This window comes from Paenibacillus sp. FSL R5-0378 (assembly GCF_038009285.1).
GTDB lineage: Bacteria > Bacillota > Bacilli > Paenibacillales > Paenibacillaceae > Paenibacillus_AQ > Paenibacillus_AQ favisporus.
Genome location: NZ_JBBPAY010000001.1, coordinates 4,548,601 through 4,565,816 on the forward strand (window position 1 = coordinate 4,548,601; position 17,216 = coordinate 4,565,816).

A 17,216-nucleotide genomic window follows, 5' to 3' on the forward strand; every position below is an offset into this window, starting at 1 on the left:
GATATTACGTGTTCTGCGACCCCTTAAAATATCGTTTAACCACGTCGTACGCCAGCTTCGGCCTGCGATACCGGTCGACGATGCCCTTGCTGTTTTGGGCACCTGCCCGGGACAACAGCCAGCCGGTCGCATCGGTGACACGGCAGTCGCAAAACTGCCAAATATATATGCCGGACAGGAAGGGGCTTGATGTGTATGCAGCCAGGTTGGCTTCTATGATATCCGCCTGCCGCTCCTCGGTGCCGCGCATCCTGGCTTTGTCGCGCAAACCATAATATCCATCCCCGCCGAACTCGCTCATGATCATCGGCTTACCGGCGCCACCGGCCCGGTCGGCCCAAGCCCGCGCCTGTTCACAGAGAGCCTTTGGATCCTCGTCCGTATACCAGCCGGGATACAGATTAAAGGAAACGATATCCGCCAAATCAAAGCAGAGCTCCCGCTCCCTGTGATGCGAAGCGAACGTCAGCGGGCGGCTGGCGTCCAGCGCTCTCAGCTGTCCCAGCTGCCGGCTGTAGTGCTCACGTCCTTCTTCGGTATCGCTGGCGCATTCGTTCAGGATCGCCCACAGAATAATCGAAGGATGGTTGTAATGCTGTTCCACCATTTCGCGGTTGACTTGTTCGCACTGCCAGACGAAATTCGGATTGCGCATTTGCTCCAGGGACAAGCCTCTCGCATGATTTTCCTCCCACACCAGGAAACCTAGCTCGTCGCATAAATCCAGAAAACGTTCGTCGTTCGGATAGTGGCTCGTCCGGACAGCGTTGGCACCCATATCACGCATCAGGTCGAGATCATGCAGCATCAATGATACGGGAAGAGCCGCTCCGGCCATCGGATGATCTTCATGCCGGTTGAAGCCTTGGAGTACCACATCTTTGCCGTTCACCTGAAGTTTTCCGTCTCGGGTGGTCACCGTCCGGAATCCGACCCGTTCGATCAAATCATCAAGAGGCGGGCTGTCCGTATCCTTGTCTTCGTACAGCCGGACATGAAGCTGATACAGCGATGGCTCTTCCGGCGACCAGGAAGAAACGTCCGGAAAGGCAAACGACTTCTGCAGCTTTTTTTCAGCCCCTGGCGCCAAGGTGACGGTTCCAAGCGAAAAATCGATTCCTGCGAGAGTACCGGTTACCTGGACCGTTCGCTCCATGTCATTCGGATTGCTGGCGACCGCGCGGACCTCGGCACTCCATTCGCCGCTTTTATATTCAGGTGTGAAATAAAGCTGCCGCACGTAAGGGCTATACAGCTCCTCAAGGACCACTGGGCGGATGATACCGCCGTATGTGTAATAGTCGTTTGGAATATGTAAGGCGGATGCTTCGCTGAAACGGTTGTCGGCTGCAACGATCAGCGTATGCTCACCCGGCCGTACATCCGGGATGACCACATCAAACGCGGTGTAGGCGTTATAATGCTGCGCAACTTTCACCCCGTCCCAGTAGATGTGGGCCGTGTGGCTTATCCCTTTAAAAATAAGCCGGACAGATGCTTCCCTCCGGATATTTACGATCGTTCGATAGGCGCCAACGCCTTGGTATGTACTGAAATCGGGATGCGTCTCCCAGCAGGATGGCACTGCCATCCGGTAGGGGAAGGACTGACTGGCCTGTGCGGTCATCTCGGGTTCGTCGACGACGGTAAAATCCCAGGTGCCTTCTATCGTGCGGCTGATGCGGACTTCGTGGTTTTGAAACATCCTCTCCATTTCGATTGCTCCTCTTTGATCAATGTATGTACCTATTTCTAATCCCTTTGACATCACTTGGTTTGTGTCGAGTGCGGGCGTGGGCTGTTCGAGACTCACGCTTGGACGTGCTCAGAATCATGCTAAGCGATTTCAGTCGGAGGATCAATCGGAATAAATTGATGTAAAATGGATTTTTTTGATGTCCGGACTTTAGCAGCGGGGAAGGCTCAAGGCATAAAAACGGAATCGGCTGGAAACGCTACTTTATATCTTTGCCATCTAAAATTAACCAGCCCTTTGTACATAAAGACGAAAAGGAGAACAGCAGCATGGACCAACAACAAAAGCCTATGGAGCACGGTACTTCGGTGACCGGTTCCGGCGATGCCCTTGACCGCCGCATGGCTCCGGGCGAAGACGAAATGTCGCTCACCACGCGCCAGGGCCATCCGGTGAAGAACAACCAGAACTTGCGGACGGTGGGAACCCGCGGACCGGCAACGCTGGAAAACTATCAATTTATCGAGAAAATTACGCATTTTGACCGCGAGCGCATCTCAGAGCGCGTCGTGCATGCAAGAGGAGCCGGAGCGCACGGATACTTCGAGGCCTACGGCAAGGTTGGAGATGAGCCGGTATCCAAGTATACGCGGGCGAAATTATTCCAGGAAGCGGGCAAACGAACGCCCGTCTTCGTCCGTTTCTCCTCGGTTATTCACGGCGGCCATTCCCCGGAGACGCTGCGTGATCCGCGCGGCTTTGCCGTGAAATTTTACACCGAAGACGGAAACTGGGACCTGGTCGGGAACAACCTGAAAATTTTCTTTATCCGCGACGCCATCAAGTTTCCCGATATGATCCACGCTTTCAAGCCGGATCCGGTCACGAACATCCAGGACAACGAGCGGTTTTTCGATTTTTGCTGCAACTCGCCGGAAACGATGCATATGGTAACGTTCGTTCAATCCCCCTGGGGCATCCCGGCCAACTACCGGCAGATGCAAGGGTCCGGGGTCAATACCTACAAATGGGTAAATGCCGAGGGCGAAGCGGTATTGATTAAGTACCACTGGGAGCCGAAGCAGGGCATCAAAAACTTGACCCAAGCCGAGGCGGAAGCCATTCAGGGTAAAAACTTCAACCATGCGACCCAGGACTTGTACGAGTCGATCGAGCGCGGCGATTATCCGGAGTGGGAGTTGTTCGTGCAAATTTTGAGCGATGACGACCATCCTGAGCTGGATTTCGACCCGCTGGACGATACCAAGCTGTGGCCGAAGGAGCAAATTCCTTGGCGTCCGGTCGGCCGGATGGTGCTGAACAAAAATCCAGAGAACTATTTTGCCGAGGTGGAGCAGGCGGCATTCGGGACCGGCGTGCTCGTCGACGGGATGGATTTTTCCGATGATAAAATGCTTCAGGGACGGACACTTTCGTATTCGGATACCCAGCGCTACCGCGTCGGACCAAATTACCTCCAGCTGCCGATCAACGCGCCGAAGAAGCGGGTGGCCACCAATCAGCGTGACGGCCAGATGACGTATGATGTAGATATGGCGCCTGGACAGAATCCTCACATCAATTACGAACCGTCCTCACTGAACGGTTTGAAGGAAGCCCCCCGGGAGGAAATCGACTACATGCCGCATGTGGAAGGCAAACTGATGAGGGCCAGCATTGAACGAACCAACGATTACAAGCAGGCAGGGGAGACGTACCGTGCGTTTGACGATTTTGAAAAGAAGGAACTGATCAGCAATCTGGTTAATGCGCTGTCTTCCTGCAGCCCGGTCATACAGGAGAAGATGATCCACCATCTGACCCAGTGTGACGAGGAATACGGCCGGCGCGTCGCCGAGGGGATCAAGCAGCATGGCACCAGCAGCCATCATGGCCCGCTGGGCGCCACTCACACTCATGAAGCGGTGGAAGATGCCGAACGGAAGGGCCACAGCACCGACTCGTATTGACACCATCCATGCATTTAAAAAAGCACGCAAACCTTAAACGGTCTGCGTGCTTTTGTCTGCCTTAAACTTTTCTCTCGCATCGTAATCTTTCCGGGCTTGTTCGATCTGAGGATAATGCTCGTTCAGCCAATGGTTTAGTTGGCGCAGGTAGGGGATCAAGCTCTCTCCCATCGGAGTCAAGGTATATTCCACCACAGGCGGAACCTCCGGAAGGACGCTGCGCTCAATCAGTCCGTCCCGCTCCAGTTGGCGGAGCGTCTGGGTCAGCATTTTTTGGGAAATGTCGGCGATGCTTCGCTGAAGCTGACCGTACCGTTTGGTGCCTTTTTCCAATACGAATATGATGAGGACCGCCCATTTATTCGAAACGATTTCCAGTACACGCCGAGCCGTGCAGGACGTTACCGAAAATGCGGGTTCCGCTGCTCGTATGTTTTCCATCATCCACCTCCTAACGCACCCGCGGGTTCGTAACGAACCGAAAAGTGCCTTCTTTTCACATTGTACTCACTGTATTAATCTATGTCTACCAACCCGAAAACCCCTCCACAATTTGCCAGGAGGCGGGTGGATCCCTTATCCATTTATTAGGAGGCTTACTTATGAATATAAATCATCAACCTCTTCGTGTCGGAATCATCGGTGCCGGTTTGAACGGTGCGTGGGGAGGTCTGGCACATCTTCCGGCTCTGAAGGCGCTGCCCGAGTTTATGGTGACCGCCGTCGGTACATCGCGGCAGGAAAGCGCAGAAGCGAGCGCCGATCACTTTGGCGTTGAGCATGCCTTTTCCGATCCGCTTGAGCTGGCCCTGCATCCAGAGGTCGATTTGGTGACCGTATCCGTCCGGGTTCCGGAGCATGACCGGCTGATTCGTGCAGCTCTTGAGGCCGGCAAGCATGTGTACAGCGAGTTCCCGCTCGGACGGACGACCGCAGAATCGGCAGCATTGCTGCAAGCGGCCCGCGACCGAGGAGTTCGCCATTTCGCCGGGCTGCAGTCGCGCGCCAATCCCGTTATCCGCTACGTCCGGGAACTTCTGGCAGAGGGTTACGTTGGGGATGTGCTTGCCGTTCACGTTAATTACGCCATACCGACGTATCCGATCCGTTCCAAGCAGATCGACCAGAGCCACGTTTATTTGCTGGACGAAGCGAACGGAGCCAATCAGCTGACGATCGCCGGCGGCCATCTTCTGGATGGGATCATGTATCTCTTTGGACCATTTTCCGAAATATCGGCCATATTGAAGACGCAAACGCGGCAGGTCCCTGTGGAAGAGACGGGTGAAATCATCCGTGCATCGGCACCGGATCATGTCGTGGTCAGCGGGATTCTGCCGGGCCAGGCCGTTTTCAGCTCCCAAATCCGCAACGCGCACGTGGGAAGCTTCGCGATCGAGATCAACGGCACGAAAGGGGATTTACACATCCGATCACGGCAAAACTTTATGTTCCAGATCGATGATCTGATCGTGCTTGGCACGCAGGGGAGGGGAGAGCTGAAGGAACTGACGCTTCCCGGGCATCTCCACCTGCCTCCGGCCGAGCTGATGGGAACACCCGCTTACAATGTGGCGGGCATTTACCAACAGATCCACCGGGATCTGGCGAATGATACACACGAGGCGCCGGACTTTCAAACCGCACTTGCGGTTCACGAGCTGCTGGATCAAGTGCGGAAGGCGGGGGAGACAGGGGCAACGGTGCGGCTTGAACCCGGTTATGAGGTTTGATCAAGGGTCCGTTAGTAAGGGAGATGGACGGAGGAAACATGAAATGGTAAGTTGGTAGAAGAATATCATCATCAAGACTTTTTCTACCTTACGGAGGTCAATTCGATTATGGCAAAATCCGTCGTTTTCTTGTTTCCCGGTCAAGGCTCTCAATATTACCGGATGGGAATCGAACTCTACGAACGGCATTCCGGATTCCGGGAATGGATGGACCGCATGGATCGGCGGCTGTACCAGTCGACAGGCAGGTCTGTCGTCCTGGAATTGTACGGCAGCGGCCGAAAATCAGAGGAACCGCTGGATCATTTATCCTACAGCCATCCGGCCATCTTTATGGTGGAATATGCACTGGCGCAGGTGATGATGGAAAACGGAATCTATCCGGATCTCGTACTTGGGACGAGCTTGGGCGAATTTGCGTCCTGCGCCGTTGCCGGCGTCATCGATTGGGAAACGGCTCTGGAGCTTGTTGCGAATCAAGCCGATGCGGTCCGGAATACTTGTGAGCCGGGAGGCATGATCGCCATCGTAAGTGATCCCGCGCTGTTCACGCAAGCCGCAGAGCTTCATACGAATACCGAGCTGGCGGCCGTCAATGATCAGTCCCACTTCGTCGTTTCCGGCACAAGCGAGGGTATCCGGCAGGCGGAAGCGTATTTAAAGCAAACCCGGATCGCTCATCAGGTGCTGCCTGTGCGCTACGGCTTTCACTCCGCATCCATTGACGCTGCAGAGACGGCGTATAAACCTTCCCTGACAGGAATCCATGTGAACCGGCCGCAGGTGAAGCTGGTTTCCGGTCTGTACGGAATGGGCATCACGTCATTATCTTCAGACTATGTCTGGGATGCCGTTCGGCATCCGATCCGGTTTCGGGAAGCGATGCAGCGCATGAACCCATCGGAGCATATTTGCGTTGATCTGGGGCCGTCCGGAACGCTGGCCAACTTCACGAAGCATTTGTGGAAACAGGGATCCGGCGCTCACGTATACAGCGTGCTCAGTCCTTTTCAAAAAGATCTGGACCGGCTCCAAACGACGATACGACGAATACGGCAAGCATAGCGTAAGAACGATTTCAACCCATTCCCGGATACGGGGATGGGTTTTTTTAAGAGTTCAGAAAGTATAAGTTTCGGAGCTTCCGCTTCCTGATCACGCAAGCAAAACTTCCGCTAAACGCGGTCTGTCATCTTTGAGAGGTACGTCGATAGACGTCTTTTATGAAAACAAGTGTGATTCAAGTATTCACGAATGCCGCTGGGCGGCTTCAAAGAGGTTGGGATAGCATCAAGTTAACGTAACATTTATTATGTAAACATAAATATCATTTTTTTTAAAACATTTATCATTTATGGATATTGACTGGTTATCATGGACATTGACCAAGCACGGAAAAAGAGATACCCGCACAATGGCGGGCAAATACCTACTCATGATGTTGAACGTATTCAAAAATCCCGCCATCCGGATGCTGCACCGTAAAATTTGTGCCAGTTGGAACTTTTGTGAGATCCCGGATTATTTGGCAACCTGAACTCTTTAGGTGGTCATAAAACTCATGAATGCTATCCACCTTGAATGTTGCCTTGGTCTTACGGAATGGCTCCAATGCCTGATTTGATCCAGCCAAAATCAAAATGTCGCCCACAGATGCTAATTCCAATCCCGCTGCTTCATACTTGAACCTAAATGTTGAAACTTCACTCAACAAGTTCTCATAGAATTTAAGGGACGTCTCCATATCATTCACATACACTCGTGTGTACACTTGTAGTACCTTCATCCTGCACTTCTCCTCTCTTTCTGACACGATTCTGAAAGCGAAAGTATTTCATGTCATTAAAATTAATTTGATTCTATCAGTAAAAGGGCAGCACTCCAAATCCATACATGTATACCTCATTTCGGTTGACGTTCCCCTTGACCTGGAGTCAGCTCCAGCGTTTACAATAAGGGGGAAAGGCGGTGATTTTCTATGTATAACATTCGGGAAGCTTCCACAATGACTGGATTTAGTCTGGACACACTGCGTTATTATGAAAAAATGGGACTGATCCAACCAGCTTCACGTGGAACGGGTGGTGTCAGGAGCTATAGCGATGCAAATGTCCACCAAATTTTATCGATTAAATGCTTAAAACAGAGCGGTTTGTCGCTGGAAGACATTAAGGATTTTATTGCCGATGGGCAGTGTTTCAGAGACAAGGTAGCTCTGGACGATGAAGAGATGAAGTTAATCCAAAGCCGGAAGTCAATTCTAACGGCTCAATTGGACCGGTTGGAGGAGCAGCGGCAGGCGCTGGACCAAACGATCGCGGAAGCACGGACCAAATTGGACTATTACGAAAAGCTTATGCATTCCTAATGAGGAAAGAATGATTATTGTAAGTTTAAACTCGTGGAGCCAGGACATCTTGAAAGTGCGCCTTGGTCATCCGCGAAATTAATGGTTAACATAATATATATTACGTAACCACTTTCTTTATTGTGTCCCGCTAGAGATTTAATGGAATACAAAAAAAGTTTGTTCGGTTTGTATTGGTGTTTGTATTGGTGGTGGTGTTAGTGATCACATATCTTGATTGTGGTCTTTTTTGGCCTGGTTTCGCGCCACTTTAATCCGGTTTCCGCAAATCTTCATGGAGCACCATTTCCGTCGTCCCGAACGGTCAACATAGAGCAGGACGCATTCGGGATTGGAACATCGATGAAGATAAGCTAATTCACCGGCTTCCAGCAGCCGGAGCGCATCCAGGGCAACCAAGGACAGGATCGCATCGGTATCAGACCCCAGCGGAACGGGAACGAGTCTTCCGTCCAGGAAGTGATAGGACAATGGAGCGTTGGCAATACACGCTTCCATGAGGCGGATCCATGAGCGGGTAACCTCTCGGCCGTCAGCCAGCCGCTCGTACATGTCTCTGACGACAATCCGAAATTCTTTAACTTTATTCAGCGCTTCTTTCGTGATCTCCGATGATGCATGCTGAAGTGAAGGCAGACTTTCCTTCATATTTAGTGCTTCAAGCCAAGCGGTTAGATCTTCCGGACGGATCAGCAGATCATGACGGATGCCTCTGCGAACCAACTCGGTATTGACCAAATCCAGCGAAGGATGACCGGAGAGCAGTGGAAACGAACCCGTATTATTTAACGTCATGAAATTTCCTCCAACTGACATTCTTTTTAACTAACCTCATAATAATGGATTGACAGGTTAATGGAAAGCACTATATCATACTAACCATAACAACTGCATTTTTGTGGATAGTTTATATCGTGAGGTGGAGTCCATGTCTAATATTATTAAACCCCCGTTTAACCATGAGTCGGCGCTGGCCAAGGTAAAAGCTGCCGAAAACGCCTGGAATACAAGAAATCCGGATCAGGTGGCGATGGCTTATTCTCCCGATTCGGAGTGGAGGAATCGCACCGAGTTTTTTAAGGGAAGGGAGGCCATCCGGGATTTTTTGAAACGAAAGTGGGCGAAAGAACTGGATTACAAGCTCATGAAGGAGCTATGGTGTTACACGGACAATCGCATTTCGGTGCGTTTCGAGTATGAATGGCGGGACGCTGACACGGGACAGTGGATGAGAACGCATGGGAATGAGCATTGGGAGTTTGATGAAGAAGGGCTGATGCGAAGACGGGATATGAGCGGCAACGATTATCCGATTCAGGAATCGGACCGCAGGTACAGATGATTCTCGTTACAAGCAGCAAGGGCGCCAACCGAGTGGATGGACGCCCTTGCATAAGAATTCATGTCATTTATAAGTTAACGTTTCAGCTCAGTAATATGAAGTGAAATCGAGTTTTCGTCAGCGCTTTCCAGTGCTTTTCTGTTCAGCAGCAGGTCTTGCAGGTAGGAAGATATTTTGGAGTCCAGTTCTGTAATAATGAGCGATTTCATGGTTTCAATGTCCTCATGTGCACAAAAGGTGTGACTTGAAATCAGCCCGTTCGCATATGCCTTGGTGTCGTCATGGATCACACCGAGCTTTTCTTTATACACTCTCTTGACGCTGGCATCTTCTGATTTAATTTCGTAATAACGCCCGGTTTCCTTCAGGAGCTTCCATTCCTTGACGCAAACGACAAGTTGATCCTTATGCACAATGCCGGACACCTTAAATAAACGGATCGAGTTATTCATGTAGTTAATTACTTCCTTCTTCCTGTATGATCATGATTTCATGCAGCCTCAGAATGGCCGCTATACATATTATCACTCCTTGATATTGGAAGCAAATGCTAATTATTGGCTTGCCATGTCAGGGGATGAATCGAAAAAAGCCGCCAGGCCTTTAGTGGAGGACCTTGCGGCAGGTTGGTATACAGATGAAAAATATATTAGACGGATCACGGAATCAGCGATCCCTGGTGTAACGTCGGCGAGCTTAACAGCTCCATCCATTTTTTGATGGCTGTGATTAAAATTATGACGCCCAAGATCAGCATAATGATCGAAAGCACACCATTGAGAACGTTATATCCCGAAGCTTGCGGGTTCAAGTACACATGACGTACCATCCAATAACCTGCGTAGTTCACCGTGACGTATAGATACGCGAGCGGAATGATGCACGTTAGAGCGTAGATCGGCTTATCCGCGATTTTCAAAATAACGGTTGCTCCGATAATCAAGCCGATGGAAGCCATGAGCTGATTGGAGACGCCGAACAAGGCCCATACCGAACTGATATCACCGGAAAAGAGCAAGTATCCCCACATGAAGCAGGCGAGTGCACTCGCAAAAATATTGCCGGGCAGCCAATCGGTCCGCTTCAGCGGTTTATAGAGCTCGCCGAAAAAGTCCTGGATCAGATAACGGGAGACGCGGGTCCCCGAATCGATCGCGGTCAGAATGAACACCGCCTCAAACATGATGACGAACTGGAAGAAAAACGGTGCCAGATGGCTGAACCACGGAATTTTTGTGAAAATATACGACATGCCGACCGCAAGCGTGACCGCTCCGCCGGTGCGGCCTTCCAGATCCATTCCGATCTCCTTGCTGAGCTGCGGAAGGTTTTCCACATGCATCCCAAGCGTCTGGAACACGGCCGGGGCGGAATTGATGGCGAAATAATCGGCGGGATGCAGTGCAGTTGCGGCGATCAGCGCCATGATGCCGACCACGCACTCGACGAGCATCGCCCCGAAGCCGATGACCTTGATGTCGGTCCATTGATTGATCATTTTCGGCGTCGTTCCGGAGCCGACGAACGCATGAAAACCGGAAATCGCTCCGCAGGCGATCGTAATCGAAATAAAAGGCCAGACAGGACCTGCAATAACTGGGCCCCCGCCGCCGGCGAATTCGGTAAAAGCCGGAAAGCGGATCACCGGGTTAATGATAAACACACCGGCAATAAGGGCAACAAACACACCGATTTTCATAAAGCTGCTCAGATAGTCCCGGGGAGCGAGCAGAAGCCATACCGGCAGCGCCGCTGCAAAGAAAGCGTAAATCGGCAGAATCACGGCCAGCGTCTTGGCATCCAGCGTCAGCCATTGGGCGATGGCCGTTTCCTGAATATAAGGACCGGCAAATACGCCGATCATAAGCAGAATAAATCCTGCGGTGGTCGCGGTCTTCAGCTTACCGGTTTTTTTGTAGTACAGGCCGACGCCCATAGCAATCGGAATCGTAATGCCGACGGCGAAGGTACCCCAAGGATTGTTTTCGAGCGCATGGAGCACGACCATGGACAAGCCCGCCATCGTAATAATGATGATGAACAGCATGGCCAGACCCGTGCAAAAGCCGGCGACCGGTCCAAGCTCTTCTTTGGCAACTTCAGACAGCGACTTGCCTTGCTTGCGCATGGACGCGTACAGGACGACCGCGTCATGAACCGCACCGCCGATGACGGCTCCGATCAGCAGCCACAAGAGGCCTGGCAAGTAACCGAACTGCGCGGCCAGGATCGGCCCGACCAGCGGCCCCGCGGCGGCAATCGCGGCGAAGTGATGGCCGAAGGTGACCCATTTGTTCGTCGGTACATAGTCCTTGCCGTCCTCAAGGGCATGGGCCGGCGTTGGCGTACTGTTGCTGAGCTTCAGCACCTTGGCGGCCATGAACGTCCCATACAGGCGGTAGGCGATCATGAGAATACAGATGGATGCTATGACGATTGTAACCGCATTCATTTTTGGAGTTCCTCCTTTATTCACACCCCGCTTGTTACGGGTGAAGAGATTTTATCCGTACTATACCTGATGAAAACCGATTCAAGGTGTTTTCAGGCCGAAAAGTCGGGAGGAAAGGATGAACAGCCAAAAGAAGGCGGTGAATGGCAGACAGATGTATTCCGGGTGAGCCCCCACTGGATAAGTCAGACATGAAAGGGACTGCCGGCCATCTGCCGCCGGTAAAGGAATGATCTCAAAAAGACGGTAAGTTGTTGATCCTCAGACTACAATCCGAGCAGCTGCTTCAGTTCCTTGGTGAAGGATCGGCTGACGGGAACCTTGGATTCGTCTTTCATGACGAGAATACAGGCGGAGTTGAACCACGGCTGAATTTCGGTAACCGCGTTCAAGTTAGCCAGGTAAGACCGGTGCACCCGGACGACGGAAGTTCCGGCCAGCCGGCGCTCCAGATTGACCAGCGGCTCATTCAGCTTGTACCGGTCGCCTGTTGTGACCAGCTCGCTCTTGCCGTCATCGGATCCCACGTAGACGATGTTGTCGATATCAATAAGCAGTATCCGCTCTTCCGCGCTGACCGCCAGCTTGCCTGTGCGATCGGGTCCCAGCGGGGGAGAAGGGGCTGCCCTTTTCTCGCGGGCGGAGCGGAGCTTCATGACTTTGTCGACGGTTTTCCGCACCCGCTCTTCCTCGAACGGCTTCAAAATATAGTCCAAGGCGTTGACTTCAAACGCCTGCAGCGCATACTCATCGTAAGCCGTGGCAAAGACGATATCCGGAACCTGCTCCAGAACGGAGAGCTGCTTGGCCAGCTCCATGCCGTTATCCTCCGCCAGCTGGATGTCAAGAAACACGACGTCCGGCTCCATCTCCGTAATCGAATGCAGCGCCGTCTCCAGCGAATCGGCCTCTCCGACAATATGAACCTGTCTGGTACGCCCGAGCAGATAAGCCAGTTCGTCCCGGGCGAGCGGCTCATCGTCGACAATGAATCCTTTAAGCATGCATTTCCCTCCTATGTGCAAGATGCAAAGGCAGCGTAATCACGACTCGGGTTCCGGGGGTATCGGCATCGCTTACGATCCGGAACGAGCCCTCACTGCCGTAGATTTCCGCGATCCGCTTACGGATATTATGCAGCGCCGTGCCGGTTCCGTCTTTCGAATGAACGGCCTGCTCACCAAGCTGTTCCAGCAGCTCCGCCGGGATTCCTTTGCCGTTATCTGCCGTTACAATCATGACTTCATGGCCTTTCTGGCTCGCGGCAATACATACGCTCCCTTTATGGTGGGGACCGAGTCCATGGAAGGCATGGCGCACGGCATTTTCGACCAAGGGCTGAAGCGTAAACGGCGGTATCTCCAAATCCGCAAGCTCCGGTTCGATATCGAATTTCATCTCGAATTTATCAGGGAAGCGCGCCTTCTCCAACGTCAAGTAGGCTTCCACATGCCTCAGCTCCTGGCTGAGCGGGATCAGGATCTGCCTTGCACCTTGAAGGTTGCTGCGGAAAAAGACTCCGAGCTGAATGAGCAGCTCCCGTGCTTTGTCCGGATCGGTACGGCACAGCGCTGAAATTGTATTGATCGCATTAAACAGAAAATGGGGATGCACCTGCGCCTGGAGCGCTTTGACTTCGGCATCCTTCAGCAGCCTGCTCTGCATCTCCGCCTCGGCCAGCTCGAGCTGCGTGGAGAACAAGCGGCCAAGCCCTTCCGCCATTTCCCGCTGAACACGGTCCAGCCGGTCCGGGTTCGTATAATAAAGCTTCAGCGTCCCGACGGTGCCGCTCCGCACCTGCAGCGGAAGCACGATCGCAGCCTGCAGGCTGCAGCCATCATGGAAGCATTGAATGTCTTCCTTCGATGTCGCAACAGACATCCGTCCCTGTTCCAGTACGGACCGGGTAAGCTGGGTCGCCAGGCTGTGGAGCGGGACATGATGGTCCGAGCCGGCACCTACATGCGTGAGCACCTGCTCCCGATCCGTGATCGAGATCGCATCCGCATCCGTGGCCTCCAGAATGACGCTCGCCGCTTCCCGGCACGATGCCGGGTTCAGGCCCTGACGGAAAAAGGGCAGCGTCCGGTCGGCAATATGAAGCACCTGGTTGGTCTGCAGGGCGCGAGTCCGCTCCTCCTCCTGCAGGATAGACTGAATGATCAGCATAAACATCAGGGTGCCGAATCCGTTCATGACAATCATCGGCAGGGCGATGACCGAAACCAACTGAACTGCGGCATCGAAAGGGCGGGCTATCAGCAAAATAATCCCCATCTGTACGCATTCCATCAGAATTCCGATGGCAACCGCACGCCATGGCGCGCCGGGATCGGACCTCCGGAACCTCCTGCCGATCCAGCCGGTGACTACACCTGCCAGTATGGTAGATATAGAGCAGGCGGCAGCGGTATATCCGCCAAGCGTCAGCCGATGGAGCCCGGCGATCAGCCCGGCCCCAAGTCCGACCAGCGGTCCGCCAAGCAAACCGCCGATGGCCACGCCCATAATCCGCGTATTGGCCAGTGCACTGTCAACCTGCACGCCGGCCTGCCAGATTTCGGAGCCGATGGCGCCTCCATGAATTTCTACACCGGTATAGTTACTGATCATGCCGAACACGCCAAAAATGACGATCAGCAGCAGCTTGGCGGGAAGCCGATCCTCGTGATGCAGCGTCTGGCGGAACGACGTCATCCTGGACAGCAGAAAGGCGACGATAATCAGGATGCCGACTCTTTCCAGCATAAGCGGCAATAAATAGAACATGTCAGCATCTCCTCCGCAATCGTTCGTTGTTCGTTGATTTACCCGCGGAGCTAGTATAATCGGAAATTGCAGCGTTTTCAATCGGTGCTGTTTCGACAGATTGCCTCAATCATTTAACGGCATGAACGACATAGAGGGACAACAGCGGATGTCGAACCTATGAACATTTTGCGATTACCCAAGAAATAATTTGATCGTTCGGAGCGCGGATTTCCCGTTTGGGCAGAACTTCATTGGGTAGGCTTCATCATCTCATTTGCCACCGCTTAAGCGAAGAAGAACACGACAGGGCAACCAGCAAGCGCAACATCTCACCGAACTTAACCGTCTGACCTAAATGGGGCCAGCTTAAGTTGAAGCTAACGGAATTTCCCTTAAAGTCGTCCAAAACATTTGTACACTAGTGGCGTTTGTTATTGTGTGTGAACCAGCGGCATCATGAATCCAGCCTGCTCCAGCTGCAGAGAGAACGAATCCCAATACAATAGCGCGAGAACTCCAAGTGATCTTTGGCGTACACGATGATGTTTGTGACCATCATTCCGGAAGCACCATTGGCTGTTAGATCAACAAGATTCTCAACGTCCACAGCAGCAGACCCACGGCCTGGCTCGGCCCAGCGTTCGAAGGTCATCAGCAGAGACTCGGTTGTATAGATGATCCACGGCCGGTGAATGACGGTTTCCAGGGAAATGAACGGTAAGGTAGAGAACATCAATACTCGCGTACATAGACATGACGAGCGAAGATTATGTAAGATCATACATAGAAGGACAGCGCCAGTACATACATTTTCCTCCGGAGCCGTGATGGCGACAGATGCAAGAAAGCATCAAGTAAGAAGTATTCCGTAAGACTAGTAGGCGCCCGGACCTTACCGGGGCTCTGCCGAGTACATGTTTCAATACCTTCTCTTTACGTTTCATACAAGTCAAATTATAATTTTGAAAAAGGCGAAGGGAAAGGCGAAAGCTGCAAACTTATTTTTCGCCTTTTCATGGCAAAGGAGGGGAATTCATATGGACGTTGTCCATTACTACAATAAACTGAATCAACACTTTGCTTCCGAGCCCCGAGGCTCTTCGATCCAGGTGACGATGCAGGAGCTGGAGGACATATGGGAATGCACCCGGCGAAATGCACAGCTGCTCGTGCAGAAAATGAAGGAGCAGGGACTTATTGATTGGCAGAGCGGTTTGGGCCGGGGCAATACGTCGCGGCTCGTCCTGGTTGCCGATGCACAGGAGCTGCTGTTGGACAAAGCCAAGGAACTGGCTTTAAAAGGACATGTCGGCGAGGCGTTTGGGCTGCTGCATGCGCATACGGACCCCCTGGCCGAATCCCATTTTTCCGATTGGCTGACCGGGCAGTTTGGTGCGCAGAAGGCTTCCGACCATAAGGACATTCTCCGTTTCCCATTTTACCGGCCGGTGCCCGATCTCGAGCCGCTGTTCGTCATTCGCCGCACGGAGACCCACCTGATTCGACAGATTTTGAACACGCTGGTGGAGTTCGACACGGCCGGTCACGTGATCAAGCCGGGGCTCGCCCATTACTGGGAATCGGATCACGAGTACACCGAATGGACCTTTTATTTGCGTAAAGGCGTGCTGTTTCATCACGGGAAGGTGATGACGGCCGAAGACGTTCAATTTACGTTCCAGCGCTTTGGGCAGCTGAATCCGCCGGACTGGTTCATGGCGAATGTGGCAAGGATTGAGGTCCTGAGCGATATCAGCGTACGTTTTCACCTAAGTGAACCTAACGCCCTTTTTCTGCATCTATTGGCTTCAGAACGCTTCTCCATCGTACCTAAAGATCTGGACCGCATTGCGGCGACCCGGGATATACGGCGGATGCCGGTAGGTACAGGCCCATTTGTCATGAAGGAGAACAGCGATAACGGCATGATCCTCGAAGCGAACGAACGGTATTTCCAGGGCCGGCCGATGATGGACCGCATCGAGATTTGGGTTTGGCCGAACTATTTGGAGCATCTCAAGCCCGACAGACTTCAGGAACGTGACACGCAGGTGCTCTATTTTGAACCGACAGGTAAGAAGAAAACGGGCACTTTGCTGACCCGGCTCGAAGAAGGCAGTACCTATATGACTTTTAATCTGTCGAGGGACGGAATTCTTCATGACGTTAAGCTTCGGGAGGCCATCCATTTAGCTATTAACCGCGAACAGATGGTCAAGGAGCTGGGAGGAAAGAGAGAACAGCCCTCCTCGGGCTTTAATCCGTATGACCATGACGAGGCGTACGGGCGGGGCGGGGAATTGATGCTCGCGAGAGCCTGCCTGGCCGAATCCGCCTACCGTGGAGAAACGCTGACCCTGTACACTTACGAAATGACCAGTAACGAGCTGGATACCGAATGGATCCGTCGGGCCTGCGAAGACATCGGGGTGAAGGTGGAAGTCCATGTGATGCCGATCCGTGAGCTGACGAATCCATCCGTCTTGAAACAAGCCGATATGATTTATGCCGGAGAGGTACTCGGTAACGAACCTTCCGTGTCCTTGATCGAAATGTACCGTTCCCATTACGGATATATCCGCAACCACTTGGACGGAGCCGCGAAGGATGGGGTAGACCGGGCGCTGTCCGAGGTTCTGGCAGAACCGGATTACACCGTAAGAAGGATTTTGCTGAGGCGGATTGAAGATCAGTTAAAGAGAGACCATCATCTGTTATTTATGTACCACAGCATCCACATCATCGGACATGATCAATCCTTAGGCGGCATTACCTTGGATACCTGGGGTAAAATCAACTACAAAGATGTGTGGGTCAAGCGCTGAGGTTGCAGGTGCATGCAAGGCGTGACGGGCGTCAATGCATGTAGAGAACCCTTTTTCAAGGCTGGCAGGGGCCATTCGT

The 17,216-nt window shown here is 52.5% G+C and carries 14 protein-coding genes; 6 read left to right on the forward strand and 8 right to left on the reverse strand.

The annotated features are described in order from the left end of the window. Positions 1–4: 4 nt before the first annotated feature. Complete coding sequence (locus MKY74_RS21060; protein WP_076165335.1) at positions 5–1,714, reverse strand: glycoside hydrolase family 2 protein; 1,710 nt, start codon at positions 1,712–1,714, stop codon at positions 5–7. 332 nt (positions 1,715–2,046) lie between these two features. Between MKY74_RS21060 and MKY74_RS21065 the strand changes: the two genes are divergently transcribed. Further along, positions 2,047–3,666: a catalase gene (locus MKY74_RS21065; protein ID WP_432206598.1), complete on the forward strand. Its 1,620-nt coding sequence runs from the start codon at positions 2,047–2,049 to the stop codon at positions 3,664–3,666. Positions 3,667–3,699: 33 nt separating this feature from the next. Here the strand turns inward: MKY74_RS21065 and MKY74_RS21070 are convergent, their stop codons facing one another. Further along, positions 3,700–4,107, reverse strand: coding sequence for a winged helix-turn-helix transcriptional regulator (locus MKY74_RS21070; RefSeq protein ID WP_144025329.1), 408 nt, complete (start codon positions 4,105–4,107; stop codon positions 3,700–3,702). 161 nt (positions 4,108–4,268) lie between these two features. Here MKY74_RS21070 and MKY74_RS21075 point away from each other — a divergent pair, with 161 nt between their 5' ends. Then, the gene (locus MKY74_RS21075) at positions 4,269–5,399 is read left to right on the forward strand and encodes a Gfo/Idh/MocA family protein (RefSeq protein WP_084203676.1); all 1,131 of its coding nucleotides are present in this window, start codon (positions 4,269–4,271) and stop codon (positions 5,397–5,399) included. 108 nt (positions 5,400–5,507) lie between these two features. After that, complete coding sequence (locus MKY74_RS21080; RefSeq protein WP_076169268.1) at positions 5,508–6,464, forward strand: acyltransferase domain-containing protein; 957 nt, start codon at positions 5,508–5,510, stop codon at positions 6,462–6,464. 364 nt (positions 6,465–6,828) lie between these two features. Here the strand turns inward: MKY74_RS21080 and MKY74_RS21085 are convergent, their stop codons facing one another. After that, a complete protein-coding gene (locus MKY74_RS21085) occupies positions 6,829–7,185 on the reverse strand; it encodes a VOC family protein (protein ID WP_076165330.1) in 357 nt (118 codons plus the stop codon). Between the two features lie 192 nt (positions 7,186–7,377). Between MKY74_RS21085 and MKY74_RS21090 the strand changes: the two genes are divergently transcribed. Further along, entirely contained in the window at positions 7,378–7,767 is a 390-nt protein-coding gene (locus MKY74_RS21090) for a MerR family transcriptional regulator (RefSeq protein ID WP_076165328.1), read from the forward strand. A 204-nt stretch (positions 7,768–7,971) separates the two neighbouring features. Here MKY74_RS21090 and MKY74_RS21095 read toward each other — a convergent pair whose 3' ends face one another. Further along, positions 7,972–8,562: a CGNR zinc finger domain-containing protein gene (locus MKY74_RS21095; RefSeq protein WP_076165326.1), complete on the reverse strand. Its 591-nt coding sequence runs from the start codon at positions 8,560–8,562 to the stop codon at positions 7,972–7,974. 133 nt (positions 8,563–8,695) lie between these two features. Here MKY74_RS21095 and MKY74_RS21100 point away from each other — a divergent pair, with 133 nt between their 5' ends. Next, the gene (locus MKY74_RS21100; protein WP_076165324.1) at positions 8,696–9,109 is read left to right on the forward strand and encodes a nuclear transport factor 2 family protein; all 414 of its coding nucleotides are present in this window, start codon (positions 8,696–8,698) and stop codon (positions 9,107–9,109) included. Between the two features lie 74 nt (positions 9,110–9,183). Here MKY74_RS21100 and MKY74_RS21105 read toward each other — a convergent pair whose 3' ends face one another. From MKY74_RS21105 to MKY74_RS21120, 4 genes are all read right to left on the reverse strand, one after another. Continuing rightward, positions 9,184–9,561: a UDP-3-O-acyl-N-acetylglucosamine deacetylase gene (locus tag MKY74_RS21105; RefSeq protein WP_076165322.1), complete on the reverse strand. Its 378-nt coding sequence runs from the start codon at positions 9,559–9,561 to the stop codon at positions 9,184–9,186. A gap of 206 nt (positions 9,562–9,767) precedes the next feature. Continuing rightward, positions 9,768–11,561 (reverse strand): carbon starvation protein CstA, encoded by a 1,794-nt coding sequence (gene cstA / locus MKY74_RS21110; protein ID WP_076165320.1) that lies wholly within the window; start codon positions 11,559–11,561, stop codon positions 9,768–9,770. A gap of 266 nt (positions 11,562–11,827) precedes the next feature. Then, positions 11,828–12,565, reverse strand: coding sequence for a LytR/AlgR family response regulator transcription factor (locus tag MKY74_RS21115; protein ID WP_076165318.1), 738 nt, complete (start codon positions 12,563–12,565; stop codon positions 11,828–11,830). Beyond that, entirely contained in the window at positions 12,558–14,330 is a 1,773-nt protein-coding gene (locus MKY74_RS21120; RefSeq protein ID WP_076165316.1) for a sensor histidine kinase, read from the reverse strand. The genes MKY74_RS21115 and MKY74_RS21120 overlap by 8 nt, the downstream gene beginning before the upstream one ends. Positions 14,331–15,349: 1,019 nt before the next feature. Here MKY74_RS21120 and MKY74_RS21125 point away from each other — a divergent pair. Next, positions 15,350–17,137 carry an SgrR family transcriptional regulator gene (locus MKY74_RS21125; RefSeq protein WP_076165313.1) on the forward strand — a complete coding sequence of 596 codons (1,788 nt, stop codon included), beginning with the start codon at positions 15,350–15,352 and terminating at the stop codon, positions 17,135–17,137. Positions 17,138–17,216 lie beyond the last annotated feature (79 nt).